Here is a 23,492-nt window from a genome sequence, read left to right on the forward strand (position 1 = left end):
GCTGCGGAGCGCTCCGCAGCCACGGCGCCTGTCGTTCCCTATGCGGTTGTACCTGCCCGAGCCGTCTCCCCGAGTGGACGGCGCCGGGCGGCTCTGTGGGACCTCGCCCCTAGCTTTCCGCCAGGATGTGCGAGAGCTCCTGATCCAGATCGAAGTGCCGGTGTTCCGTGCCCGGGGGCACGGCGGCGTCCGTCCGCTTCAGGAACGATTCCAGGGCCCGCGCCGGGGCCTCGAGCAGTGCCTCGCCCTCAGGGGAGCTCAGGGCGATGCAGACGACGCCCTGACCGTGACTGCGCGACGGCCAGACTCGGACGTCGCCGGTTCCGGTGGGCCGGTGGAGGCCCTCCGCGAGGAGGTCGCGGGCGAACACCCACTCGACGGTTTCCTCGGCTCCGGTGTGGAAGGTGGCGTGCACGGCGTAGGGGTCGGCCGTGTCGTACCGCAGGCCTGCGGGGACAGGCAGGGAGGACTCGCTCGACACAACGAGGCGCAGGTGCAGCTCGCAGCTGACCGTGGTGTTCATAAGCGCCAGGGCCTTTCGCTCAGTGTGCGCTCGGGGATTCGCACGTCGGCGAAATCGACATGCCACCTACGGTGCCGTTGTAAACCCCTCTGAGTGTTTTGCGTGCGTTTACGTAACTCTTCCGGCCGAGCACCTCTTCGAGAGGTACGACCATTCCGGTGACTGGTTTCTCTCGGGTAGGGTTTGGATGTATGAATACGGGGAGTGACGAGCCGGGCGAGGTCGCCGTGTCAGCGGACGGGGAGACCGGCAAGAAGACGGACGAGACGAAGGACGGGCAGGGGCTCGGCTCGCGGGCGCCGGAGTTCGTCAAGGCGCGTCGCCTGTTGCATCTGAGCTGGCAGGTCCTCATCTTCGTGATCGGCCTGGCGGTCGTGGTGGCGGGCATCATCATGCTGCCGCTGCCCGGGCCCGGGTGGGTCGTGATCTTCGGCGGTATGGCGATCTGGGCGACCGAGTTCGTCTGGGCCCAGCTCGTGCTCCGCTGGACCAAGCGCAAGGTGACCGAGGCGGCCCAGCGCGCCCTCGATCCCAAGGTGCGGCGGCGCAACATCATCCTGACGGTGATCGGCCTCGTGATCGTGGCCGCGATCCTCGGGGTCTATCTCTGGAAGTTCGGCTTCGAGATGCCCTGGAACATCAAGAACCAGTGAGCCGCGCGGCGGTGCCCGGGCTGTCACCGCTGGTCACGGGCACCCCCTGACATGGGGTAATCTTCTTCCTGCGTCCGGGCGATTAGCTCAGTGGGAGAGCGCTTCGTTCACACCGAAGAGGTCACTGGTTCGAACCCAGTATCGCCCACCCGGACCGACGGCCCGTCTGCGAAAGCGCAGACGGGCCGTCGGCGTGCGCGGGGACCGATGCGAACGCCGGGGACCGCCGGCTCGCCCGCGTCACCGTCCGCAGTGACGCCTCCCCGCCGCCCGTACTTTTTCGGCCGCCCGCCGATCCCGCACGGCGGCCTGCGCCCCGTTCGACGGGTCGATCCCATGTCCCTCACCTGGGCAGTCGTCAGTTCCCCGACGCCGCCCGGCTGTTGGAGGCGCGCCGACGTCTCACCACACTCACAATAAATTCCTGTCCGAATCATTGACGCACCCCCGGGCCCTCCGTAGCTTGTGCCAGCAAGCGCTTACTTGAAACGATTCATGCAGGCGGCGACGCTGCGGGGAGGGGCTCGACTGTGGGAACCAGCAGGAATGTTGAGAGGCGAACGATCCTGAAGGCGGCCGGGGCTACAGCGGCGACGCTGGGGCTGGCCGCGACGACCGGGTGCGGAGGTGACAGCGGCAGTTCCGGAGACGGAACGGTGACACTGCGTTATGCGTGGTGGGGCGGCGAGCCGCGCACCATCGCCATCAAGAAGACCATCGCGCTCTTCGAGAAGAAGTATCCGAAGATCAAGATCAAGCCTGAATTCACCGACTATGAAGCGTTCTGGGAGAAGTTCCAGACCCAGGCCTCCGGTGGAAATCCGCCGGACGTTTTCCAGAACGCGGTCGGTTTCCTGCGCAAGTACGACAAGCGCGGTGTTCTGCTGGATCTCAAGTCGCAGGCCGACTCCGGGAATCTGAGCCTGGAGAACTTCCGCAACGGCGTTCTGGCGAACGGTCAGGTCGACGGCAAGCAGCTCGGCATCCCCGTCGGTGCCAACACCATGGCACTCGTCATCGACCTCAAGGCCTTCGAGAAGGCGGGCGTCGAGGCGAAGATGGGCTGGACCTGGGACGAGTACTTCGCCGCGCTCCAGACGATCCAGGACAAGCTGAAGGTCGCCGGCGACACCGGCTATTTCGCCATCATGTACCTCTACGACCTGTACCTGCGCCAGAACGGCAAGGCCTTCTTCACCGACTCCGATCTCGGCTTCACCGAGGACGACCTGACCCAGTGGTGGACGGACGGCTACAAGCGCGTCAAGTCCGGGCTGGTCGCCGACCCGAAGAAGATCGAGCAGGTCAAGCCCAAGTCCGGTCTCTCGGCGGGCCTCGCCGCGTCCGAGTTCACCTGGGACAACTTCTCCATCCGCTACGAGGGCGAGGGCGAGTCGGACTACGGGCTCGCGCCGATCCCCACCACCGACGGCAAGGACACCGGCCAGTACCTCGGCTCGCTGATGCTCAGCGCCTTCGCCGGGACCAAGCACCCCAAGGAGGCGGCGCAGTTCATCTCCTTCATGGTCCACGACCCCGAGGTCGGCAAGATCATGGGCTACGACCGCGGCATCCTCGCCACCACCGAGCAGTACGACGCGTTCAAGCCCACCGATGCCAACAACAAGGGTGTCGCGGCTTATGAGGACGAGGTCGCCAAGGCCGGTGTGCTCGGGAAGATCACGCCGCACCCGTCCGGCGCGGACGTCATCGAGGCGGCGTTCCTGCGTCTGGGCGGTGAGGTGGCGCAGGGCAAGTCCAAGCCGGCCGACGCCGCCAAGTCGCTGTTCAGCGAGGCCAAGGCCGCGTTCGCGGGCTGAGGGGACGTACGACCATGACGCTCGTCAAGGAAGCGCCCGTGCGCCCGGCCGGGAAGCGGCCCGCCGCTCCCGCCGCCGGGCGGCGCGGGCGGCGCCGCGAGAACCTCGCCGGCTACCTCTTCATGTCGCCGTGGATCGCGGGATTCCTGCTGCTCACGGCGGGGCCGATGATCGCGTCGCTGTACTACGCGTTCACCCGGTACAACCTGTTCACCCCGCCCGAGTGGGTGGGCTTCGACAACTTCACGACGATGTTCCAGGACCCGCGCTGGCAGAAGTCGGTGGAGGTCACACTCAAGTACGTCGTCGTGGCCACTCCGCTCAAGCTGCTGCTCGCGCTCGGCGTCGCGCTGCTGCTCGCGCAGAGCCGGCGCGGGCAGGGCCTGTACCGGGCCGCGTTCTACATGCCCTCCCTCATCGGCGCCAGCGTCTCCGTCGGCTTCGTATGGCGGGCGCTGTTCTCCGACGACGCGATCGTGGACCGTACCCAGAAGATCTTCGGCGTCGACGTGGGCGGCTGGATCGGCAACCCGGACTACGTCCTCTACTCCCTGGTGGCCCTGAGCATCTGGCAGTTCGGTGCGCCGATGGTCATCTTCCTGGCCGGTCTCAAGCAGGTCCCGCGGGAGCTGTACGAGGCCGCCGAGGTGGACGGGGCCGGCCCCGTGCGCCGGTTCTGGAACATCACGCTGCCGATGATCTCCCCGGTGCTCTTCTTCAACGTGCTGCTGGAGTCCATCCACGCGTTCCAGGTGTTCGGCTCCGCCTATGTCGTCTCCGACACCCGGTGCGGGCCCGCCGACGCCACCCTCGTCTACACCTGTTACCTCTACCAGAAGGGCTTCAAGGAGGCCCAGATGGGCTTCGCCGCCGCGATGGCCTGGTCGCTGGTGGTCGCGGTGGCGCTGGTGACGGCGGTCCTGTTCTGGTCGCAGAAGAAGTGGGTGCACTACGAGGAGGCCGCCAAGTGACCACTGTCAGCCCTCCTGTCGTGCGCACCGCGAACCAGCGGCGGCGCACCGGATCGATCGCCTGGCACGTGGGCGCGCTCGCCGTCCTCGCGGTCGTCCTGTACCCCGTGATCTGGGTGCTCGGCGCCTCTTTCAAGCCGAGCAAGGACATCATCGCCAGCATCGACCTGCTGCCGTCCAAGCCGGTCTGGGCGAACTTCTCCGGTCTCGCCGACGGCATCTCCGGCATCTCCATCGGCACGTTCTTCACGAACTCGCTGATGTACGCGGGCCTCGCCGTGGCCGGTGTCGTGATCTCCAGCTCGCTGACCGCGTACGCCTTCGCCAAGATCAGGTTCGCCGGGCGGAACCTGTTGTTCACCCTGATGATCGGCACACTGCTGCTGCCGTATCACGTCCTGCTGATCCCGCAGTACGTGATGTTCCGCAAGCTGGAACTCGTCGACACGCTGGTGCCGCTCGTGGCCGGCAAGTTCCTGGCGACGGAGGCGTTCTTCGTCTTCCTGATGGTGCAGTTCATGCGCGGACTGCCGCGCGAGCTGGACGAGGCCGCCAAGCTCGACGGCTGCGGGCACCTGAGGACCTACTGGTCGATCGTGCTGCCGCTGTGCCGCCCCGCCCTCATCACCAGCGCCATCTTCACCTTCATCAACGCGTGGAACGACTTCATGGGGCCGTTGATCTACCTCAACACCCCCGAGAAGTACACCGTCTCGCTGGGCCTGATGATGTTCCGCGACCAGGAGGGCATCTCCAACTACGGCAGCATGATCGCGATGTCGCTGGTGGCGCTGGTGCCGGTCATCGCCTTCTTCATGGCCTTCCAGCGCTACCTCATCGACGGCATGGCGACGTCCGGACTGAAGTGAGGCGGTCAGCATGGCGCAAGCGCGTGTGAAGGCGCGTCGCAGGGCCTCCGTGTTCGGCGGCGAGCGCTTCGCTCTCTTCGCCGAGACCCTGCTCACCGGCGTGTGGATCGCCGTGGCCTGTCTCGGACTCGTCACCTACCCGGCGGCCTTCGCCGCCGGGGCCCGGCATCTGCGGCGGCGTACCGGCCATGAGGGCGGCGGCTGGCGGGAGTTCGTCGCGGACTTCCGTACGGCCGTGCGCCGCGGGTGGCTCGTCGGGGTCGCCGGGTGGGTCGCGGCGGCCGCGGTCTGGGTGGACGTCCAGGCCGCGCGGGCCGGGATCCGCGGCGGCCCCCTCGTCGGGGCCGTCGGCCTGTTCGCGCTGATCGGCCTCGCGGTGGCCGGGCTGCGCGCGGCGGCGGTCTGGGCGCCGGGCGCCTCCTGGCGGGCGCTGCTCGCGGACGCCGTACGCCGGACCCTGCGCGACCCCGCCGGGTCCTTCCTGATCGTCGCCGGCCTGGCCGTCGTGGCCCTGTCCGCAGGGTTCATCGCGCCGCTGGCGGTCCCGGTCCTCGGGGCCGTCGCGGCGGCGGCCGTAGCCGTGGAGGAACGCTACCGGCGCCGCTGACGCGCGGTGCCCCCGACCCAGGTCGGCGCCCCGGGCGCCGTACCTCTCTCTGTCATGCCCCTGACCAGCCGCACATGGAAGGAATGGCCATGTCCCCCATCCCCCGCAGGTCCATCCTCAAAGCCGCCGCCGTCGCCGGTGCCGCCGCGCAGTTCAGCTGGGCGCTGGGAGCCAAGGACGCGCAGGCCGCGCCGAGAGCCGCCGAGGCCGACGACTCTCCCGTGACCCTGGACTGGCTGGAGGACGGCGGCCTCGGTGCCGCGCCCGGCTCCACCGTCGGTGTCCCCTGGCCGAAGGGCGTCTATCAGCAGGACCAGAAGTTCGCGGTCACGGACGCCGACGGCAAGGCCGTGCCGGCTCAGTCCTGGCCGATCGCCTACTGGCCCGACGGCTCGCTCAAGTGGACCGCCCACGCGGTCAGTTCGGGCAACGGCAAGCTGTCGCTGAGCGCCGGTGACGCCGCCGTACCGGACAAGAAGGTCACCGTCGACCAGAGCGGCGGCACGATCACCGTCTCCACGGGGGTCATCACCGCCAAGATCGGCAAGTCGGGCGCCACGCTCATCAAGTCGGTCACCCGCGGGTCGACGGAGATCGCCAAGAACGGGCGGCTCGTGCTGATCCGCCAGCCCGAGATCGAGGACGAGGACCAGGGCACGGTCAAGACCGAGCGCTTCGAAGGGGCCATCTCCGAGGTCACCGTCGAGCAGTCGGGCCCGGTCCGCGCGGTCGTCAAGATCGACGGCAAGCACCGCAAGGGCAGCCGGAGTTGGCTGCCGTTCTCGATCCGGCTCTACTTCTACGCGGGCGCCGACTCCTTCCGCATGGTGCACACCATCACCTACGACGGAACCCAGGAACCCGGCAAGGCGAGCGGCGACTTCATCCGCGGACTCGGCGTCCGCTTCACCGTGCCGATGCGCGACCAGTCCTACGACCGGCACATCCGCATCGGCGGCGAGGGCACCGGTCTGCTGCGCGAGGCCGTCAAGGGCATCACCGGTCTGCGCCGCGACCCCGGTGCCGCCGTCCAGGCCGCCCAGTACGCGGGCGAGAAGCTGCCGGATCCGGCCACCTGGGACCAGCGGGTCACCACCCGGCTCCAGTACATCCCCGAGTGGGGCGACTACACCCTCTCCCAGCTCTCGGCCGACGGTTTCACCCTGCGCAAGCGCACCAAGAAGGGACACGGCTGGGTCGGTGCCGGCGGCGGCAGGCGGGCCTCCGGGTTCGGTTACGTCGGTGGCGCGAGCGGCGGATTCTCCTTCGGCCTCAGGGACTTCTGGGAGAAGCACCCCTCCCAGCTCGACATCCGCGATGCCCAGACCGACGAGGCCGAGGTCACCCTCTGGCTCTGGTCGCCCGAGGCGCAGCCCATGGACCTGCGCTTCTACCACGACGGCATGGGCCAGGACACCTTCGCGGAGCAGCTCGAAGGCCTCAACATCACCTACGAGGACTACGAGCCGGAGTTCGGCACGCCCTACGGCATCGCCCGTACGTCGGAACTGCTGTTCTGGGCCAACGAGTCGACGCCGTCGCCGCAGGCCCTGGCCCAACAGGTCGAGGCCGTCAGGGTGTTGCCCCAGCTCGCCGCACCGCCCAGGCAGCTCATCAAGGCGAAGGTCTTCGGGCCGGGCCTGTACTCCGAGCCCGACCGCTCGACCCCGGCCAAGGCGAAGATCGAGGACCACCTCGACTTCCTCTTCACCTACTACAAGGACCAGGTGGAGCAGCGCCGTTGGTACGGCTTCTGGGACTACGGCGACATCATGCACACCTATGACACCGTCAGGCACCAGTGGCGGTACGACATCGGTGGCTACGCCTGGGACAACTCCGAGCTGTCGCCGGACCTCTGGCTCTGGTTCGCGTACATCAGGTCGGGTCGCGCGGACATCTTCCGGTTCGCCGAGGCCATGACGCGGCACACCGGTGAAGTGGACGTGTACCACCTGGGGCAGTGGGCCGGACTCGGTACCCGGCACGGTGTGCAGCACTACGCCGACAGCGCCAAGCAGCAGCGCATCGCCAACACGACGTACCGGCGCTACTACTACTTCCTCACCGCTGACGAGCGCGTCGGCGACCTCATGCACGCCAACGTGGACTCCGACGAGACGTTCCTCGTGCTCGACCCGCTGCGCAAGGTCCGCACCGACCCCTACACGCCCGACCGGCACGCCCTGTCGGTCGGTTTCGGCACGGACTGGAGCGGGCTGGTCTCGGCCTGGCTGACCGAGTGGGAGCGCAAGGGCCCCAAGTGGGAGAAGGCCAAGGCCCGCGTGCTGTCGACGATGGAGGGCATCGCCGCCCAGCCCAACGGGTTTGTGCAGGGAAGCGGACTGTACGACCTCGACACGGGCAAGTTCGCGGTCGCCTCGGCGCCCGTCGTCGGAGTCTCGCACCTCTCCGCCGTCTTCGGGCTCAACGAGTTGTGCGCCGAGCTCATCGACCTCGTCGACATGCCGAAGTTCAACGAGGCGTACTTCGACTACTGCCGTTACTTCAACGCGACCAAGGCCGAGCAGGCGGCGCGCTACGGGTCCAACTTCGGGTCACTGCTGCTGTTCCAGGGGCACTCGCGGCTGGACGCGTACGCGGCCGTGCAGACCGGGGACGCGAAGCTGGCCACGCGCGCGTGGGAGAAGTTCTACAACTCCGACGGGTACAAGGAGTCCGCGCCCTGGAAGACGGAGGCGTTGAGCGGGCCGGTTTCGCTGGTGGCGGGTAGTGAGGCGGCCTGGGTGTCGACGAATGACACCGCGTTGTACGGGCTGGCCGCCATCGAGAACCTGGCGCTTCTTGGGGACAAGATGCCGTAGCGCTTGTGTCGTGGGGAACTGCGCGTCCGTTGTGGCTGGTCGCGCAGTTCTCCGAGCCCCTTGAGTGGGTTCAGCGCATGTTTCCCAGGAAGTGCCGCATCTTTCGGGCGTCCCTCAGGCGGTGTTCGTAGGTGGCGCCCAGTGCGAGCAGGAGGAGGCCGGCCAGGGCCGGGGGCACCCAGCGGGGGAGGGCGTCGGTCACCTGGACGAGGTACGGGGCCAGTTCGTGCAGGGCGTCCAGGAGCAGTACCGAACCGCCCAGCAGGAGCGGGGCCTGGAGGTGGTGGCGGGCGCCCGCCAGAGTGACCAGCAGGGCCGCCACACCGAGGAGCAGGGGGCGCGTCCAGTGAGGGTCGCCCCAGGCCGCGACAAGGCTCGGTACGAGAGTGGCGGCCAGGCCGGGGGCGTACGCCGTCCAGGACGAGGTCTGCGGGTCGCGGCGGTGGCGCAGGGCACCGACCAGCAGCGCGGGGATCGTGACCGGGAGCGTGTAGGCCTCCGGGGTGTCCACCTCCCAGGCCGCCAGACGGACCCAGGCGGCCGCGAGGAACAGGGCCGCGGCCGCGTAGCCGACGGGGCGGCGGTCCGTACGGATCGCCGTGCCCGCGGTGATCACTCCGCACAGGGCCAGGACCGTGGCGAGCAGGGGCAGGTCTGTCGCCGCCAGTGTGATGGCGAGGACTCCGGCCGTTGCTCCGGCCGCCTCGACCGGCACGGTGGCCTTCGAGTCGCCGAGGCGCCGGGCGAGGAGGGCCGCGGTCGCGGGGACCGCCAGGACCAGCAGGGCGGTGTGCGGCGGCGACCAGTCCGCGGCGGATCCGATCGCGACGGCCAGCGCGGCACCGTAGGCGAGAGCGGTGGGGGCGGTGAAGGGGGCCAGGCGCCATGAGGCCGCCGTGAACAGCGCGACCAGGCCACAGAGCACGGTGAGTGTCGCCGGCTGGGAGGCGAGGGCGAGGCAGGCGAGGCTCGCGGAAGTGCCCAGTGCCAGGACCAGGGCGGTGAGCCGCTGCCGTTGGAACACGGCTGCCGTGAGGATTCCGGCTGTTGTGGCGCCTTGGATCAACAGGCCCGCGACGTAGGGGAGTTCGAGTACGGCAGGGAGGGTGATCGCGGTGGCCCAGGCCAGGCTCAGCGCGCCGGCCGTCGCCTTGGGCCGCCAGGCCGTGTCCCGTACCGTCAGGGCGAGTACGGCCGCGACGGCTGCCAGGACGAGCGGTGCCGCCTCCGCGTGCGGCGGCCAGGTCACGTCCACGGTCACCGCGGTGCGGGCGTCCGACGGGGCGCCGGTCCAGGCCCGCGAGGCCCAGCCGAGCGGGCCCAGCACGACGACGCCGACGACGGGCAGCGCCCACAGCAGGGACAGCGCCTGTACGGCTCCGGAGGCCCAGGCCAGACCCCGCCGTACCGTGTCCGGCAGCCGGTCGAGCCTGAGGGCCGCCAACAGGACGATCCCGAAGGCCAGATGGGCCGGAACGGTCCACAGCTCGGGCAGCAGGGACCGTGCCGTGCCGCCGAGCGCGACCACCGCGAGGAGCCCGGAGGCGACAGCGAGCCCCAGGGCCTGCCCGTTCGCCCGCGCTGCCGTACGACCGCCCTGCCACGCGGCCGCCAGCGCGATCGCGCTCGCGAGGAGGAGGAGCGCCGCCGCACGGGCGGCGGCGCTCGGGCCGGAGGCTGTCCAGGTCAGCAAGCCGGCCGCCAGTGCGCCCCAGCCGCCCACTGCGTACGCGCCGATCGCGGCGACCACGCGTACGGATCCGGGCGTCGTCCGGAGCGCCACAACCGTGTCGAAACCGGCCGTCACCAGGAGCGCGGCCGTGAGACCGTAGGAGCCCGCGTCGGCCGCGACCGCCCAGAAGAACAGCGGGAGTTGGGCCGCGACCAGGGCGGCCGGGCGGGGCAGGCGCAGGTCGGTGGCGCCCGGCAGGAGGCCGTACGCCGTCCAGAGCGCAGCGAGGAGGGCCGAGGCAACCGCCGTGTACGGCGCCCCGGATGTCTCCGGGAAGACGGCCCCGTGCAGCGCGACCGCGTCCAGGACCGTCAGTGCCAGCCCCAGACCCGCCACGGACTCGGCCGTCGAGCGCAGCCCGCGCTTCAGCAGCGGGAGCGGTGCGGCGAGGGCGGCCACAGTGACCGCGCCGAGCACCAGGGTCCGGCCCGTGATGCCCAGGTGACCCCAGCTGACCAGGGTGAACACCATCGCGGCGATCGTGAGCAGGACACCGCCGAGCACCAGGAGCACGTTCTGCACGCTCGGTGCGCTCGCCTCGGGGCGAGGGGATGCGGCGGGCCTCGGCCCGGTCGGCTGCGGTGCCTGCCACTTCGGCTGGAGCGCCGCGACCAGCCAGGCCCGGCGGGCCAGCAACTGGGCCCGGCGAGCGTCCAGTTGCCACAGCTCGGCGTCGAGGAGGCGTAGCTCCTCGGCCGGGGGCGGGATGTGCGTCATGCCCTGAAGTGTGGGCTGGGTCACGCGGCGCGACATGAGTACGCGTACTCAAAACCTACTCGGATCCGATGCCAGACTCTCTCCATGGACTGGACCCGATACCGCTTCCGCAGCCTGTGGTCCCTGCCCGCGAAGCCCGCGGTCGTCTACGACGTGCTGGAGCGCGCCGAGGAGTATCCGCGCTGGTGGCCCCAGGTGCGCGAGGTGCGACGGCTCGACGACACCAGCGGCGTGGTCACGATCCGCGCCGTGCTGCCGTACGACCTGGTCTTCACCGCGCGCGAGGTGCGGCGCGATCCGGAGGCCGGGGTGCTGGAGATCGAGATGGACGGCGATCTCGACGGCTGGGCGCGCTGGACGATCACCCCGGACGGGGACGGCAGCCTCGCCCGCTACGACCAGGTCACCGAGGTGCACAAACCACTGCTCCGGCGCTTCGCCGTGCCCGGACGGCCGGTCTTCCTGGCCAACCACCGTTGGATGATGCGTGCCGGGCGGCGGGGGCTCGTCGCGTACTTGGAAGCCGTTTGAAGGAAACCCGCGGGGACCTGTATTGTTCAGTGCGTTCCCGGGCGATTAGCTCAGTGGGAGAGCGCTTCGTTCACACCGAAGAGGTCACTGGTTCGAACCCAGTATCGCCCACCCGGAAAAAGACCGGTCTGCACTCGCAGGCCGGTTTTTTTGTGTCCAGTTGTGCGTCTTGGGGGGCGGCATGAGTGGTGGGACAGGCAGACGGAGACCGCGGAAGGCGGTCTCGATACGACGGCGCAGGGTGCGGTCTCTGATCGTCGTGCTCGTCGTCCTGGGCGCGTTCGGCGGTGTCGCCGCTCTGGCGCAGACCCTCGCGAACCGGGAGCGGGTCACCTCGATGTGGGTCGGCGCCGAGATACGTGCCGACGGCAGTGCCCGGATCACCGAGGTCATCGACTACGACTTCGGGCACTCGGGGGACTCGCACGGCATCTACCGGGACGTGCCGGGTTCGCCCTTCGAGGGGGACGACGTGAGCGTCGGCCTGGACGGCCACAAGGTCCCCTGGGAGGACACATACGGCGACTACTACCGGGACGTGACGGGCGAGGAACAACTCGCCGACCGGCTCAAGGTGGGCGACCCCGACCGCCTGGTCAGCGGCGTGCACCGCTACCGCATCCAGTACACGCTCCCCGACGTGGTGAAGGGCGGCAGGCTCGCGTGGGACGCGGTCGGCACGGGCTGGAAGGTCGACCGCTCCCGGGTGGAGATCCACGTCGTGGACGCCCACGGGTTCAGCGGTCTGCGCTGCCGGCACGGCAGTTGGGACAAGGGGACGCCCTGCACGGCACGGCAGAGTGAACCGGGGCACCTCGTCGTCCGGCTCGACAAGCTCAAGGGCAGCGAGGGTCTCACCCTCTATGCCACCGCCGCGAAGACCGGGCTCGCCGGTGCGGCCGCCCTGCCCGCGGCGCCTTCCGGCAAGGCCGTGGGCACGACCCCTCCGCATCCGATGCGCAACGGAGGACTCTTCCTCGCCGGCGCGCTGGCCTGCGCCGCGCTGACCATCTGTGCGCTGCGGATAGTGGGGCGCGACCGTCTGGCGGAGGACGGCGGGCGGGTACGCCGGGTCGAGGTCGAACGGCTCGCCCGCACCGTCACCCCGTCCGCCACACCCCCTGAGGAGCTGACTCCGGCGCAGGGCGGACTCCTGCTCACCGAGAGCGTCGACAAGCGGCACAAGGTGGCCTGGCTGCTCACCGCCGCGGCTGACGGCCACCTCACCATCCAGGGGGACGAGAAGCACCCGGTCCTGCGGCGGCGCAACTCCGGGGAGCGGATGGACCCCGAGGACCGGCCGTCCTGCGCAAGATGTTCTCCGGTCGCGGCAGCCTGACCCTCGGAACGCGTGACGACTCGTTCAGACAGGGGTGGGGCGAGCTCTCGTCGTATCTGGTGCAGTGGCGCAAGGCGAGTGGTCTGTGGGACACCGTCACGGAACGGCACGTCTTCTGGCGAGGTGTCGCCGTCATGGCCGTAACAGTGCTCGGCTTCGCCCTGGCGATCACCGGCGGGATCCTGAGCGGTCACAGGACCGTGGCCGCGATGCCCGTCCTGCTCGTGGGCGCAGCCGCCGCCGGTGCGGGCGTCGCAGCCTTGGCCCGCCTCTGGGAGCTGGACCGGCGCACCCCGCGCGGCAGCGCCCTGTGGCTCCAGGTCGAGGCGTTCCGGCGCTACTTGGCCGACCCGAGCAGCTGCCCCGACGAACTGCCCGTCGGGGAGCGGGCGGATCGCTACGCGGCCTGGGCGGTGGCGCTGGGCGTCGAGTCCGCCTGGGAACAGGCCATCGGCGCCGCCACGTCGAGACCGACCGCGGGGCGGCGCTTCTCGCTCGACCTCACCTACGTCCTGCTCGTCGCCGTCGTTCTGTCCGCGGCCAGTCCGCCCTCCAGCTCCGGCGGATCCAGCGGCTCGGGAGGCGGGGGTTCCTCCTCCGGAGACGTCGGCGGTGGGGCCGGCGGCGGAGGCGGCGGCTCCTGGTGAGGCGCGGGGCGCCCGGAGCGGGACCCCGCCACGTCACGCAGGGCCCCGCTCCGCGCCCCGTCCAGTCCCGCGGCCGGTTCCGTCACGCCGCCGCCGGCAGATCCGGGCGCAGCGGCCATGCCGGGTCCACCGACTCCTCCGACCCGCTGCGCGCGAACCACGCCTGCAGGCCCCGCGCCTGGGCCGCGTGCCACACCGCCTGCAGGTTGTGCAGCTCCGGCGGTGCCAGCCGCTCCAGCCGGGCGGCGAAACGCCGTCCCAGCGCCCGTACGACATCCAGCGAGGCCTGAGCGTCGGCCGCCGCGTCGTGCGCGCCCGCCAGTTCGACGCCGTAGTGCTCACACAGGTCGGTGAGGGTGCGGCGGCCCTTGCGATAGCGGTCCAGATGCTTGTCGAGAACCCGCGGATCCAGCACCAGCAGCGGTGCGGAATCGAGCCAGCGGTCCAGGGACGAGGCGCGGTGGCGGCGCAACTCCCGGTCCAGCAGCGTCAGATCGAACGGTGCGTTCATCACCACCAGCGGACGGCCCGCCGCCGCCTGCTCGGCCAGCGCCTGGGCTATCTCGAACATCACCGGCGCCGGCCAGCGGCCGTTGAGCTGGAGATGTTCGTCCGTCAGCCCGTGCACCGCCGTCGCCCCGGCGGGCACCGGCACACCCGGATTGACCAGCCACCGGCTCACCCGTGGCCGGGTGCCCGCCGCGTCCTGGACGACGACGGCGGCCGACACGATCCGGTCGGTCTCGACGTCCACGCCCGTGGTCTCGGTGTCGAAAGCGGCCAGGGGCCCTTCGTACCAGCACGTCATAGCTTCACAACCCCTCGTTCACCCACGGCAGCTGACGTCCCGTCTTCTGCCCGTTTGGTGATACCCGGGCTGTTTGCGCCGTACGCCGGAAGGACACAACAGGAGTACGGGTCTTTGCAGTTCAGCGGCTCGGCGCGGGATTCATGTGGCCCATGTGTGGGCATGTCACTTGGCTTGGAAGGCTGTTGGTCATGGCGATAGCGCAGCCCGAGCGGGGCGGGCTGCTGCCCGAACGCACGGGCCCTCTTCGCGGCACGCTCGCCACCACCGCCTGCATGGAGACACTGCAGGTGGGCTATCTGCACGCCGTCGCGGCGGCGGCCGGCTGCTCGTTGTCGCAACCCTTTCCGGACAACGGCATCGACTGGCACGTCAGTCACGGCTCGCCCGGACACACCGTCGACGACGAGGTCACCATCAAGGTGCAGCTCAAGTGCACCTACCAAGTCGCGCCCAACCCACCGGGCCGCTTCTTCTCCTTCACGCTCGACAACGACCATCTGCGCAAACTCGCCCGCACGCCGGTGTCGGTGCACAAGATCCTGGTGGTCATGCTCGTGCCGCGAACCCAGGACGACTGGCTGCGCGCCGGCCACGACCGCCTGGACCTCAGACACTGCTGCTACTGGGTCAACCTGGCCGGCCACGCGATCACCGGCCGGACCCGGACCACCGTGCGGATCCCCACCAACCGCATCTTCGACGACCGGGCGCTGTGCGAGATCATGACGCGGGTCGGGACGGGAGGCAGACCATGACCCACCGCCCGCTGGAGGAACCACTGCGTGCGGTACGGCCCCACCCGGAGGCCCACTGGGACCGTTCGCCGACCCCCGAAGAGGTCGACCCGGCCGTCCTGAGCGCCCTGCTGCACCGACACGGCTGGCAGCGGCGCGGCGGCGCCCCAGGCCGCTACGGCCGCTGGACGCCACCGGGGCCGGGCGCGAGCGGCACCAGCCTGCTCGTGCCCGAGAGCCGCGCCTTCCCCGACAGCGAGGACCTCCTCGGCGAGGCCCTGGTCGCCCTCTCCCGCAGCGGCACGCCCTCCGCGCGCGAGGTGCTCGTCGGCCTCGCCGTGCCCAGCGACGAGATCCGCTGGTGGCGGGACGTGCCGACCGGACCCGCCGACGCCACGTCCTGGACCGTCGAGGAGCACCTGCGCGGCGCCGCCCGCCAGACCCTGCTGGCCGGCGCGCTCGCCACACGCGCGCGTGCCGGCTACTACGGCGCCCGTCATCGCCGTACGGCGGCCGCGTCCTTGGAGAACGTCCTGGTCGGCTCGGCCGCCGGTGGCCGCCGGCTCACCGCCTTCGTGCCCGTCGGCACCACCCGCCCCCTCGCCGTCCGCCTCCACCAGGCCCTCTACGCCACCCGCGAGGCCATCGACTACCAGCGGGCCACCGGTGGCATGGACGCCTTCGACGGGGCCGTCGAGGCGGGCGTCAGCCGTGAGCTGACCGAGGCGCTGATCGCACTGGTACGCGGCACGGAGGGCGCGCGGATCGCCGTCGAGTGGGCGCCCGCGGCCGGGGTCCCCGAAGGGTGCGCGGCGTCGTCCGAGGCCGTGGAGTTCTCGCCCGGCGACCTGCCCGCGCTGCGCGAGGCCGGGGCCCGCTTCCTGCGCGAGGAGCCCTCCGTCCCGGTGCGGATCACCGGCACCGTGGTGCGGATGCGCAGGTCGGGGCCGCGCGGGGACGGATCGGTACGGCTGCGGGTGATCGCCGGCGCCGAGATCCCGCACCTCCGGCTGACCCTGGACGAGGAGGCGTACCGGATCGCCGGGCACGCCCATCTCGTCGGACTGCCGGTGCGGGTGCACGGCAGGCTGGAGAGCCGCGGTGGCTTCCGTCGGCTCACCGGGGCCACCGGGGTCGTGCCCGTACAGGTGGACGAGGCCGAGCGGGACCGGCTGATGAAGTCCCTCCAGGAGAATCTCGACTTCTTCGAGGAGGCCTGCGGAGGGGACTGAGACCGGGACTGATTTCGCGGAGGTGGGGGCGGGGTCGGTACGATCCCCTATTGCGCGCGCTCCCGGTATGGCGCCGCACCCACCTTCAGTCAGGAGAGACCGGTGTCAGACGTCCGTGTGATCATCCAACGCGATTCCGAGCGGGACGAACGCGTGGTGACGACGGGCACTACGGCCGCCGAGCTCTTCGCCGGCGAGCGCTCGATCATCGCCGCGCGGGTGGGCGGCGAGCTCAAGGACCTCGCGTACGTGCCCGCCGAGGGCGAGGTCGTGGAGCCCGTGGAGATCTCGTCCGAGGACGGTCTCAACATCCTGCGCCACTCCACCGCGCACGTGATGGCGCAGGCCGTGCAGGAGCTCTTCCCCGAGGCCAAGCTGGGCATCGGCCCGCCGGTCAAGGACGGCTTCTACTACGACTTCGACGTAGAGAAGCCGTTCACGCCCGAGGATCTCAAGGCCATCGAGAAGAAGATGCAGGAGATCCAGAAGCGGGGGCAGAAGTTCTCCCGCCGGGTGGTGACCGACGAAGCGGCTCGCGAGGAGCTGGCGTCCGAGCCGTACAAGCTGGAGCTGATCGGCATCAAGGGCTCCGCCTCCACGGACGACGGAGCGGACGTCGAGGTCGGCGCCGGTGAGCTGACGATCTACGACAACCTGGACGCCAAGACCGGCGACCTGTGCTGGAAGGACCTCTGCCGCGGTCCCCACCTGCCCTCCACCCGGAACATCCCGGCGTTCAAGCTGATGCGCAACGCGGCCGCCTACTGGCGCGGCAGCGAGAAGAACCCGATGCTCCAGCGCATCTACGGCACCGCGTGGCCGACCAAGGACGAGCTGAAGGCGCACCTCGACTTCCTCGCCGAGGCCGAGAAGCGCGACCACCGCAAGCTGGGCTCCGAGCTCGACCTGTTCTCCATCCCGGAGCAGATCGGATCCGGCCTCGCCGTGTTCCACCCCAAGGGCGGCATCATCCGCCGCGTGATGGAGGACTACTCGCGCCGCCGCCACGAGGAGGAGGGCTACGAGTTCGTCTACACCCCGCACGCGACGAAAGGGAAGCTCTTCGAGCAGTCCGGGCACCTGGACTGGTACGCCGACGGCATGTACCCGCCCATGCAGCTCGACGAGGGCGTGGACTACTACCTCAAGCCCATGAACTGCCCGATGCACAACCTGATCTTCGACGCGCGCGGCCGCTCGTACCGTGAACTGCCGCTGCGCCTCTTCGAGTTCGGGACCGTGTACCGGTACGAGAAGTCGGGCGTCGTACACGGCCTCACGCGCGCGCGTGGCTTCACGCAGGACGACGCGCACATCTACTGCACCCGTGAGCAGATGTCGGAGGAGCTCGACAAGACGCTCACCTTCGTCCTCGGCCTGCTGCGCGACTACGGCCTGACCGACTTCTACCTGGAGCTGTCCACCAAGGATCCGGAGAAGTTCGTCGGCTCGGACGAGGTCTGGGAAGAGGCCACGGAGACGCTGCGCCAGGTCGCCGAGAAGCAGGGGCTGCCCCTGGTCCCGGACCCGGGCGGCGCCGCCTTCTACGGCCCGAAGATCTCCGTCCAGACCAAGGACGCCATCGGCCGCACCTGGCAGATGTCGACGATCCAGCTGGACTTCAACCTGCCGGAGCGCTTCGAGCTGGAGTACACCTCGCCGGACGGCTCCAAGCAGCGTCCGGTCATGATCCACCGTGCGCTGTTCGGCTCCATCGAGCGGTTCTTCGCCGTGCTCCTGGAGCACTACGCGGGCGCCTTCCCGGCGTGGCTGGCCCCGGTCCAGGCGGTCGGCATCCCGATCGGTGACGCGCACGTCGAGTACCTGGAGAAGTTCGCCGCGGCCGCCAAGAAGCAGGGGCTGCGGGTCGACGTCGACTCCTCCTCGGACCGGATGCAGAAGAAGATCCGCAACGCCCAGAAGCAGAAGGTGCCCTTCATGGTCATCGCGGGCGACGAGGACATGTCGGGCGGTTCGGTGTCCTTCCGCTACCGCGACGGCTCGCAGGAGAACGGCATCCCGTTCGACGAGGCCATCGCGAAGATCGTCAAGGTCGTGGAGGAGCGGGCGCAGGTCTGACACCTGTTGTGCGCGAGGCCCCCGGGAGGCTCAGCTTCCCGGGGGCCTTTCGTCGTCCTCCCGCGCGAACACCTGGAGCAGCCAGGAGGCGAAGGTCCCAGTCATCGCGCCGAGCAGGGCCGGCCCGGTGCGGATGGTCGCACCGGGCGCGTCGTGTTCCTGCTGGTAGACGGCGAGGGCACCGGTGAAGCCAGCAGAAGGGCCGCCAGACCGGCGTACACGATCACGCGCGCGTGCAGGGCGAGCCGGGGCCGTCCGTGCCGGCGCTGCACCGTCTCGTACAGCTTCACGACCCTGAGCGGGCGCAGCAGCGGCAAGAACAGCACCACGGTGTCCAGCACGTGCGTCCGTACGAAGCGCAGGCGCTGCCCGCTCAGGCGCCGGCGCACCGCGTAGTCGACGGCGAACAGCGCCCAGGCGGCTGCCGGGGGCGTGGGCGTCGGTGTCGTCGGTCCCGTCGGTGTCCCCGCTGTCGGCTCCGCGGGTTTCGTCGTCCACCCGTCGTCCCCCTTGACCCGGGCTGCTTTTCCCACAACCCCGCCGACACGGCGCGAACGGGCGAAGTCATATGCTGCACTGCATGACGAGTGAGCCGGAGCAGCAGTTGGGAGTGGGGACGCAGGACGCGTTCCAGCGTCTGTGGACCCCCCACCGGATGGCCTACATCCAGGGCGAGAACAAGCCGACCGGCCCGGGTGCCGACGACGGCTGCCCCTTCTGCTCGATTCCGGCCAAATCCGACGAGGACGGCCTGATCGTCCGGCGCGGCCGGCTGGTGTACGCGGTGCTCAACCTCTACCCCTACACCGGCGGCCACCTGATGGTCGTGCCCTACCGTCATGTGGCCGACTACACCGACCTCACCGAGCCGGAGACCGCTGAGCTGGCCGCGCTGACCAAGCAGGCGATGACGGCCCTGCGGGCGGCCTCCGGGGCGCACGGCTTCAACATCGGCATGAACCAGGGGACGGTCGCCGGGGCCGGCATCGCCGCCCACCTCCACCAGCACATCGTCCCGCGCTGGGGCGGCGACACGAACTTCATGCCGGTCGTCGGCCACACGAAGGTGCTGCCGCAGCTGCTGGGCGACACCCGCAAGATGCTGGCGGAGGCCTGGCCCAGCGCGTGACGCAAGGGGGCCGGCGAATGCGCGGCCCCCTCCTCGCACCTACGCGTCGTACACGTCCGCCTTTCGCGGTGACACGTCCTGGACCTGCGTGCTCAGGAAGCCCGCCCGCGTGCCGAACTTCTCCGTGTCCACGCCGTTGTCCGACAGGACCCGGATCGCCGCGGAGTGCACGACCCTCAGTACCGGGGTCGCGGCGCGCAGCGCGTCGTCGGCCATGAAGCGGTGCCGCCACGGCCGGTCCGCCCAGGCGTGCCGCAGACCGAAGGGCTCGGGAAGGGCGAGCGAGCCGCCGAGCCAGTTGAGCAGCGGGGGGTAGCGGGTCAGGGGCGCCCGGGCGGTGAGGCGGACCACCTCGTCCGCGTCGACCAGCGGGAGCTTGATCTTCTTGGTCTCCCAGAACCTGAGCTGCTTGGCGACTTCCTTCTCCTTGGCCGCCGGTTTCGAGGTGAACAGCCCGTGCACGGGCCCCAGAGCGTGTCCGGTGACCTCGATGCGCAGCGTCTCGTGCAGCACGGTCACCGTGATCAGCATGGTGAGGACCAGCTGCCCCTCCCATAGCGTCCACTGGACGCCCAGGTAGTGCCGGTCGCCGCCGCCGAACTGCTGCTTGTTGCAGATGTCCTGTATCGCGTGGGTCTTGACCTGGTAGGCGTCCACGTCCGTGCCCCCGGGCCGGGACACCTCCTTCGCGCCCTCCGCGATAGGGGTGACGATCCAGTGGCGTACGGACGGCTTCGGGAAGCCACCGGTGTTGATGGTGTTGCGTTCCAGCATGCGCAGCTTGTCGTGGATGGCGCGGACGACGTCCCAGCTGCGGAAGGGATGGATCTCCCTTGTCGGGTCGGCCGACACCAGGTCCTCGGCGAGCTGCCAACTGCCCCACCGGGTGCCCATGCCGAGTATCCCCTTGGGACCGGCGTAGAAGACGGAGTTGGACTGCTGCTCGGCGCTGAGCATCGCCAGGGACTGGCGCAGCTGCTCGGCCGCGGTCTCGCCGGGGTTGCTCGGCACCGCCTCGGGCACCTTGGCGCCGACACTGCTGCCTGCCAGCAGGCTCTCCCAGCGGCCCCGCAGATCCTGCGCCGTACGCTCGCAGATCTGCTTGGCCCAGAACCAGCCGACGACGGGGAGGACCACGCACGCGCGTGCGTACCAGCCCCAGAACCCTCCGAACGGCATCTTGATCAGGAAGAGCACGGCGAGCGCGCCCATCGCGACGAGCAGCGCGGTGCCGAGCGCTCCGGCCTGCTTGTCCTCGCGCCTGGCGATGGTGGTGCGCAGCGTGAAGACCAGCAGCCAGACGAGGAGCCCAGGCAGGAAGAGCACACCGCACAGCACCATCACGGCGGTCAGCCAGTTGTCCCGGTCCCGGCGGATGTTGTTCGCCGCGAGGCAGTGCTCGACCACGACCTGCGGCTCGGCGCCGAAGGACTGGATGAGGGGCTTGCGGCCCTTGCCGAGCATGCGGGTGATCACCGCCGTGGAGAAGGCCTCGCCCAGGTTGGGGCGGAAGATCTTCGCCCAGCTGCGGCCGCCCTTGACAACCGACTGGTGCAACTCGTTGTTGGTCTTGAGGATCTCCTCCACCGGATTGTCCCGATAGGCCGCCGAGGCCAGGGCGAACGTCGCCGTCTGCGCCTCGTCGCCCGTGCGCGGCACCTGCGGACCGAAGAAGTCCGCGTAACCGCCGTCAACGGTCATTCCCGCCCCCGATCGCCGCTGGTGTCACCCACTGCGGCTTTCCCGACTTCCTTGCTTCGCACACCTGTTGATCAGGTCATCAGCGTATCCGTAGGTGCTGACATTCGTCGGCGGACGGCCGAAGCCGCCCGCCGATTCGGAGGGAAGCGTTCCACAAACCTCACTTGTGGGGCGCGGAACGCCATGTGCGCGGCCCCGGAGGCCACTTGTACGGCGCCGGCGACCGCGTGTGCGGCACCGACGGCCACTTGCCCGTGGCCCGGCGCCAACTAGGAGGCGACGCGCGCCTCTTCACGGATCCTCTCTGCGATCTGCGGCGGCATGGGCTCGTGCCGTGCGTAGGACCGACTGAAGCGCGCGGTGCCGTGCGACAGGGACCTGAGGTCCACCGCGTACCGCCCGATCTCGATCTCGGGCACCTCGGCCTTGATCAGCGTGCGCCCGCCGTTGGTCTGCTCGGTGCCGAGCACCCGGCCGCGCCGCCCGGAAAGGTCGCTCATCACGGCACCCACGTAGTCGTCGCCGACCAGCACCGACACCTCGGCGACCGGCTCCAGCAGGTGGATCCTCGCGTCGACCGCGGCCTCCCTGAGGGCCAGTGCCCCGGCCGTCTGGAACGCGGCGTCCGAGGAGTCCACGGAGTGCGCCTTGCCGTCCAGCAGCGTCACCCGGACGTCGATGAGCTGATGGCCGGAGGCGACTCCCCTCGTCGCCTGTGCCCGTACGCCCTTCTCCACGGACGGGATGAACTGCCGTGGCACCGCGCCACCGACGACCTTGTCCACGAACTCGATGCCCGAGCCACCGGGCAGCGGCTCCACCTCGATCTCGCAGATGGCGAACTGCCCGTGCCCGCCGGACTGCTTCACATGGCGCCCGCGCCCGGTCGACTTGTCCGCGAACGTCTCGCGCAGGGAGACCCGGTGCGGTACGACGTCCACCTGCACGCCGTAGCGGCTGCGCAGTCGCTCCAGTGCCACGTCGGCGTGCGCCTCGCCCAGGCACCACAGGACGACTTGGTGGGTGTCCTGGTTCTGTTCGAGGCGCATGGTCGGGTCCTCGGCGACCAGCCGGGAGAGGCCCTGCGAGAGCTTGTCCTCGTCCGCCTTGCTGTGCGCCTGGATGGCGAGCGGCAACAGCGGGTCGGGCATCTCCCACGGCTCCATGAGCAGCGGGTCGTCCTTGGCCGAGAGGGTGTCGCCGGTCTCCGCCCGGCTCAGCTTCGCCACGCACGCCAGGTCGCCCGCGATGCAGTGCGTGAGGGAGCGCTGCTGTTTGCCGAAGGGGGCGGACAGCGCGCCGATGCGTTCGTCGACGTCGTGGTCCTCGTGCCCGCGGTCGGCGAGACCGTGACCGGACACATGGACCGTCGCGTCCGGTCGCAGGGTGCCGGAGAAGACCCGCACCAGCGAGATCCGGCCGACGTACGGATCGGAGGCGGTCTTCACGACCTCCGCGACCAGCGGCCCCTCGGTGTCGCACGCCTTGATCTCGCGCGGCTTGCCGTCGATCGTCGTGACGCCCGGCGTGGGGTGCTCGAACGGCGTCGGGAAACCGCCGGTGACCAGCTCGAGGAGCTCGACCGTGCCGAGCCCCTGCCGGGCCCCGTCGGATGCGGGGGCGGCGGCCAGGACAGGGTGGAACACCCCGCGCGCGACGGCCCGCTCCAGGTCCTCCACGAGCGTCTTGAAGTCGATCTCCTCGCCGCCGAGGTAGCGGTCCATGAGGGTCTCGTCCTCGCTCTCCGAGATGATCCCCTCGATCAGCCGGTTGCGGGCCTCCTCGATGCCCGGCAGCAGGTCCTCGCCCGGCTCTGCCTCCTTGCGCTCCCCGGACGAGTAGTCGAACAGCTTCTGCGACAGCAGACCGGTCAGCCCGGTCACGGGCGCGTGCCCGTCGGGCCCCTGCGGGCCGTGCAGCGGCAGATAGAGCGGGAGTACGGCGTCGGGGTCGTCGCCGCCGAAGGCCTCCGCGCAGATCCGCGTCATCTCCTCGAAGTCCGCCCGGGCGGCCTCCAAGTGCGTGACGACGATCGCCCGGGGCATGCCTACGGCCGCGCACTCCTCCCACACCATGCGTGTGGAGCCGTCCACCCCGTCCGAGGCCGAGACGACGAAAAGGGCCGCGTCCGCCGCTCGCAGACCGGCCCTGAGTTCCCCGACGAAGTCGGCGTATCCGGGAGTGTCCAGAAGGTTGATCTTGTACCCGTCCCATTCGACGGGTACCAGGGAGAGCTGCACCGAGCGCTGCTGCCGGTGCTCGATCTCGTCGTAGTCGGAGACGGTGCCGCCGTCCTCCACGCGGCCCGCCCGGTTCACTGCCCCCGCGGTCAACGCGAGAGCTTCCACCAATGTCGTCTTGCCCGAACCGGAGTGGCCGACCAGCACCACATTCCGTACGGACGCGGGGTGGTCGGCCGCTGTTGCCCTGCCGGCGGCTCCGGGGTGTGCGTTCGCCTTGTCGCCCATGGCCTTGCCTCCCGTGCACGGTGAGGTCTCTTTGGGCGCGGACATGCGGACCCGCGTGCGGTGCGGCTCCGGTGACGCCCGCGGTCCTTCGAGCTTTCCACTCC

At 70.0% G+C, this 23,492-nt stretch carries 18 protein-coding genes, 2 tRNA genes and 1 pseudogene; 15 read left to right on the top strand and 6 right to left on the bottom strand.

Features of this window, described 5'->3' with window-relative positions; all coding sequences use genetic code 11:
* Positions 1 to 109: 109 nt before the first annotated feature.
* Positions 110 to 523: an SsgA family sporulation/cell division regulator gene (locus RNB18_RS49010; protein ID WP_004002642.1), complete on the bottom strand. Its 414-nt coding sequence runs from the start codon at positions 521 to 523 to the stop codon at positions 110 to 112.
* Positions 524 to 714: 191 nt separating this feature from the next.
* Between RNB18_RS49010 and RNB18_RS49015 the strand changes: the two genes are divergently transcribed.
* The 7 genes from RNB18_RS49015 to RNB18_RS49045 all read left to right on the top strand — a co-directional run bounded on the left by RNB18_RS49015 (position 715) and on the right by RNB18_RS49045 (position 8,268).
* The gene (locus RNB18_RS49015) at positions 715 to 1,176 is read left to right on the top strand and encodes a TIGR02611 family protein (protein WP_311720632.1); all 462 of its coding nucleotides are present in this window, start codon (positions 715 to 717) and stop codon (positions 1,174 to 1,176) included.
* Positions 1,177 to 1,252: 76 nt separating this feature from the next.
* Positions 1,253 to 1,324 (top strand) — tRNA-Val (locus tag RNB18_RS49020).
* 382 nt (positions 1,325 to 1,706) lie between these two features.
* On the top strand, positions 1,707 to 2,996 hold the full coding sequence (locus tag RNB18_RS49025) for an extracellular solute-binding protein (RefSeq protein WP_311720633.1): 1,290 nt from the start codon (positions 1,707 to 1,709) through the stop codon (positions 2,994 to 2,996).
* Positions 2,997 to 3,010: 14 nt separating this feature from the next.
* Positions 3,011 to 3,967, top strand: coding sequence for a carbohydrate ABC transporter permease (locus RNB18_RS49030; protein ID WP_311720634.1), 957 nt, complete (start codon positions 3,011 to 3,013; stop codon positions 3,965 to 3,967).
* Positions 3,964 to 4,836, top strand: coding sequence for a carbohydrate ABC transporter permease (locus RNB18_RS49035; protein ID WP_311720635.1), 873 nt, complete (start codon positions 3,964 to 3,966; stop codon positions 4,834 to 4,836). Before RNB18_RS49030 ends, RNB18_RS49035 begins: the two co-directional genes overlap by 4 nt.
* A gap of 10 nt (positions 4,837 to 4,846) precedes the next feature.
* Entirely contained in the window at positions 4,847 to 5,443 is a 597-nt protein-coding gene (locus RNB18_RS49040; protein ID WP_311720636.1) for a hypothetical protein, read from the top strand.
* 89 nt (positions 5,444 to 5,532) lie between these two features.
* Complete coding sequence (locus tag RNB18_RS49045) at positions 5,533 to 8,268, top strand: exo-rhamnogalacturonan lyase family protein (RefSeq protein ID WP_311720637.1); 2,736 nt, start codon at positions 5,533 to 5,535, stop codon at positions 8,266 to 8,268.
* 70 nt (positions 8,269 to 8,338) lie between these two features.
* Here the strand turns inward: RNB18_RS49045 and RNB18_RS49050 are convergent, their stop codons facing one another.
* On the bottom strand, positions 8,339 to 10,717 hold the full coding sequence (locus RNB18_RS49050) for an SCO7613 C-terminal domain-containing membrane protein (RefSeq protein WP_311720638.1): 2,379 nt from the start codon (positions 10,715 to 10,717) through the stop codon (positions 8,339 to 8,341).
* Between the two features lie 84 nt (positions 10,718 to 10,801).
* On the opposite strand from RNB18_RS49050, the gene RNB18_RS49055 reads away from it, so the two are divergent.
* The 4 genes from RNB18_RS49055 to RNB18_RS49070 all read left to right on the top strand — a co-directional run bounded on the left by RNB18_RS49055 (position 10,802) and on the right by RNB18_RS49070 (position 13,234).
* Positions 10,802 to 11,248 carry an SRPBCC family protein gene (locus RNB18_RS49055; RefSeq protein ID WP_059207934.1) on the top strand — a complete coding sequence of 149 codons (447 nt, stop codon included), beginning with the start codon at positions 10,802 to 10,804 and terminating at the stop codon, positions 11,246 to 11,248.
* A gap of 39 nt (positions 11,249 to 11,287) precedes the next feature.
* Positions 11,288 to 11,359: transfer RNA gene (locus RNB18_RS49060), tRNA-Val, on the top strand.
* 130 nt (positions 11,360 to 11,489) lie between these two features.
* Positions 11,490 to 12,587 carry a DUF2207 domain-containing protein gene (locus tag RNB18_RS49065; RefSeq protein ID WP_311720639.1) on the top strand — a complete coding sequence of 366 codons (1,098 nt, stop codon included), beginning with the start codon at positions 11,490 to 11,492 and terminating at the stop codon, positions 12,585 to 12,587.
* On the top strand, positions 12,563 to 13,234 hold the full coding sequence (locus tag RNB18_RS49070; RefSeq protein ID WP_311720640.1) for a DUF2207 family protein: 672 nt from the start codon (positions 12,563 to 12,565) through the stop codon (positions 13,232 to 13,234). The genes RNB18_RS49065 and RNB18_RS49070 overlap by 25 nt, the downstream gene beginning before the upstream one ends.
* An 82-nt stretch (positions 13,235 to 13,316) precedes the next feature.
* Here the strand turns inward: RNB18_RS49070 and RNB18_RS49075 are convergent, their stop codons facing one another.
* A complete protein-coding gene (locus RNB18_RS49075) occupies positions 13,317 to 14,042 on the bottom strand; it encodes a 3'-5' exonuclease (RefSeq protein WP_311720641.1) in 726 nt (241 codons plus the stop codon).
* Positions 14,043 to 14,233: 191 nt separating this feature from the next.
* Between RNB18_RS49075 and RNB18_RS49080 the strand changes: the two genes are divergently transcribed.
* The 3 genes from RNB18_RS49080 to thrS all read left to right on the top strand — a co-directional run bounded on the left by RNB18_RS49080 (position 14,234) and on the right by thrS (position 18,090).
* The gene (locus RNB18_RS49080) at positions 14,234 to 14,800 is read left to right on the top strand and encodes a DUF4365 domain-containing protein (RefSeq protein ID WP_057614194.1); all 567 of its coding nucleotides are present in this window, start codon (positions 14,234 to 14,236) and stop codon (positions 14,798 to 14,800) included.
* Positions 14,797 to 16,011, top strand: a complete 1,215-nt coding sequence (locus RNB18_RS49085; RefSeq protein WP_311720642.1) for a hypothetical protein — start codon at positions 14,797 to 14,799, stop codon at positions 16,009 to 16,011. Before RNB18_RS49080 ends, RNB18_RS49085 begins: the two co-directional genes overlap by 4 nt.
* Positions 16,012 to 16,113: 102 nt before the next feature.
* Positions 16,114 to 18,090: a threonine--tRNA ligase gene (gene thrS, locus RNB18_RS49090; RefSeq protein WP_311720643.1), complete on the top strand. Its 1,977-nt coding sequence runs from the start codon at positions 16,114 to 16,116 to the stop codon at positions 18,088 to 18,090.
* Positions 18,091 to 18,120: 30 nt separating this feature from the next.
* Here the strand turns inward: thrS and RNB18_RS49095 are convergent.
* Positions 18,121 to 18,512, bottom strand: a pseudogene (locus RNB18_RS49095) (ion channel); the annotation flags it as partial.
* A gap of 146 nt (positions 18,513 to 18,658) precedes the next feature.
* Between RNB18_RS49095 and RNB18_RS49100 the strand changes: the two are divergent.
* The gene (locus tag RNB18_RS49100) at positions 18,659 to 19,219 is read left to right on the top strand and encodes an HIT family protein (RefSeq protein WP_311720644.1); all 561 of its coding nucleotides are present in this window, start codon (positions 18,659 to 18,661) and stop codon (positions 19,217 to 19,219) included.
* A gap of 39 nt (positions 19,220 to 19,258) precedes the next feature.
* Here RNB18_RS49100 and RNB18_RS49105 read toward each other — a convergent pair whose 3' ends face one another.
* Entirely contained in the window at positions 19,259 to 20,920 is a 1,662-nt protein-coding gene (locus RNB18_RS49105; RefSeq protein WP_311720645.1) for a hypothetical protein, read from the bottom strand.
* A gap of 269 nt (positions 20,921 to 21,189) precedes the next feature.
* Positions 21,190 to 23,388 (bottom strand): elongation factor G-like protein EF-G2, encoded by a 2,199-nt coding sequence (locus RNB18_RS49110; protein ID WP_311720676.1) that lies wholly within the window; start codon positions 23,386 to 23,388, stop codon positions 21,190 to 21,192.
* Positions 23,389 to 23,492 lie beyond the last annotated feature (104 nt).

Source organism: Streptomyces doebereineriae (genome assembly GCF_031845645.1).
Taxonomy (GTDB): Bacteria; Actinomycetota; Actinomycetes; order Streptomycetales; family Streptomycetaceae; genus Streptomyces; species Streptomyces canus.

Excerpts from the sequence above, each read along its gene's own strand:
- RNB18_RS49010 (WP_004002642.1), bottom strand. The coding sequence starts at position 523 with ATGAACACCACGGTCAGCTGCGAGCTGCACCTGCGCCTCGTTGTGTCG.
- RNB18_RS49015 (WP_311720632.1), top strand. The coding sequence starts at position 715 with ATGAATACGGGGAGTGACGAGCCGGGCGAGGTCGCCGTGTCAGCGGAC.
- RNB18_RS49030 (WP_311720634.1), top strand. The coding sequence starts at position 3,011 with ATGACGCTCGTCAAGGAAGCGCCCGTGCGCCCGGCCGGGAAGCGGCCC.
- RNB18_RS49040 (WP_311720636.1), top strand. The coding sequence starts at position 4,847 with ATGGCGCAAGCGCGTGTGAAGGCGCGTCGCAGGGCCTCCGTGTTCGGC.
- RNB18_RS49045 (WP_311720637.1), top strand. The coding sequence starts at position 5,533 with ATGTCCCCCATCCCCCGCAGGTCCATCCTCAAAGCCGCCGCCGTCGCC.
- RNB18_RS49050 (WP_311720638.1), bottom strand. The coding sequence starts at position 10,717 with ATGACGCACATCCCGCCCCCGGCCGAGGAGCTACGCCTCCTCGACGCC.
- RNB18_RS49055 (WP_059207934.1), top strand. The coding sequence starts at position 10,802 with ATGGACTGGACCCGATACCGCTTCCGCAGCCTGTGGTCCCTGCCCGCG.
- RNB18_RS49070 (WP_311720640.1), top strand. The coding sequence starts at position 12,563 with ATGTTCTCCGGTCGCGGCAGCCTGACCCTCGGAACGCGTGACGACTCG.
- RNB18_RS49075 (WP_311720641.1), bottom strand. The coding sequence starts at position 14,042 with ATGACGTGCTGGTACGAAGGGCCCCTGGCCGCTTTCGACACCGAGACC.
- RNB18_RS49080 (WP_057614194.1), top strand. The coding sequence starts at position 14,234 with ATGGCGATAGCGCAGCCCGAGCGGGGCGGGCTGCTGCCCGAACGCACG.
- RNB18_RS49085 (WP_311720642.1), top strand. The coding sequence starts at position 14,797 with ATGACCCACCGCCCGCTGGAGGAACCACTGCGTGCGGTACGGCCCCAC.
- RNB18_RS49100 (WP_311720644.1), top strand. The coding sequence starts at position 18,659 with ATGCTGCACTGCATGACGAGTGAGCCGGAGCAGCAGTTGGGAGTGGGG.
- RNB18_RS49105 (WP_311720645.1), bottom strand. The coding sequence starts at position 20,920 with ATGACCGTTGACGGCGGTTACGCGGACTTCTTCGGTCCGCAGGTGCCG.
- RNB18_RS49110 (WP_311720676.1), bottom strand. The coding sequence starts at position 23,388 with ATGGGCGACAAGGCGAACGCACACCCCGGAGCCGCCGGCAGGGCAACA.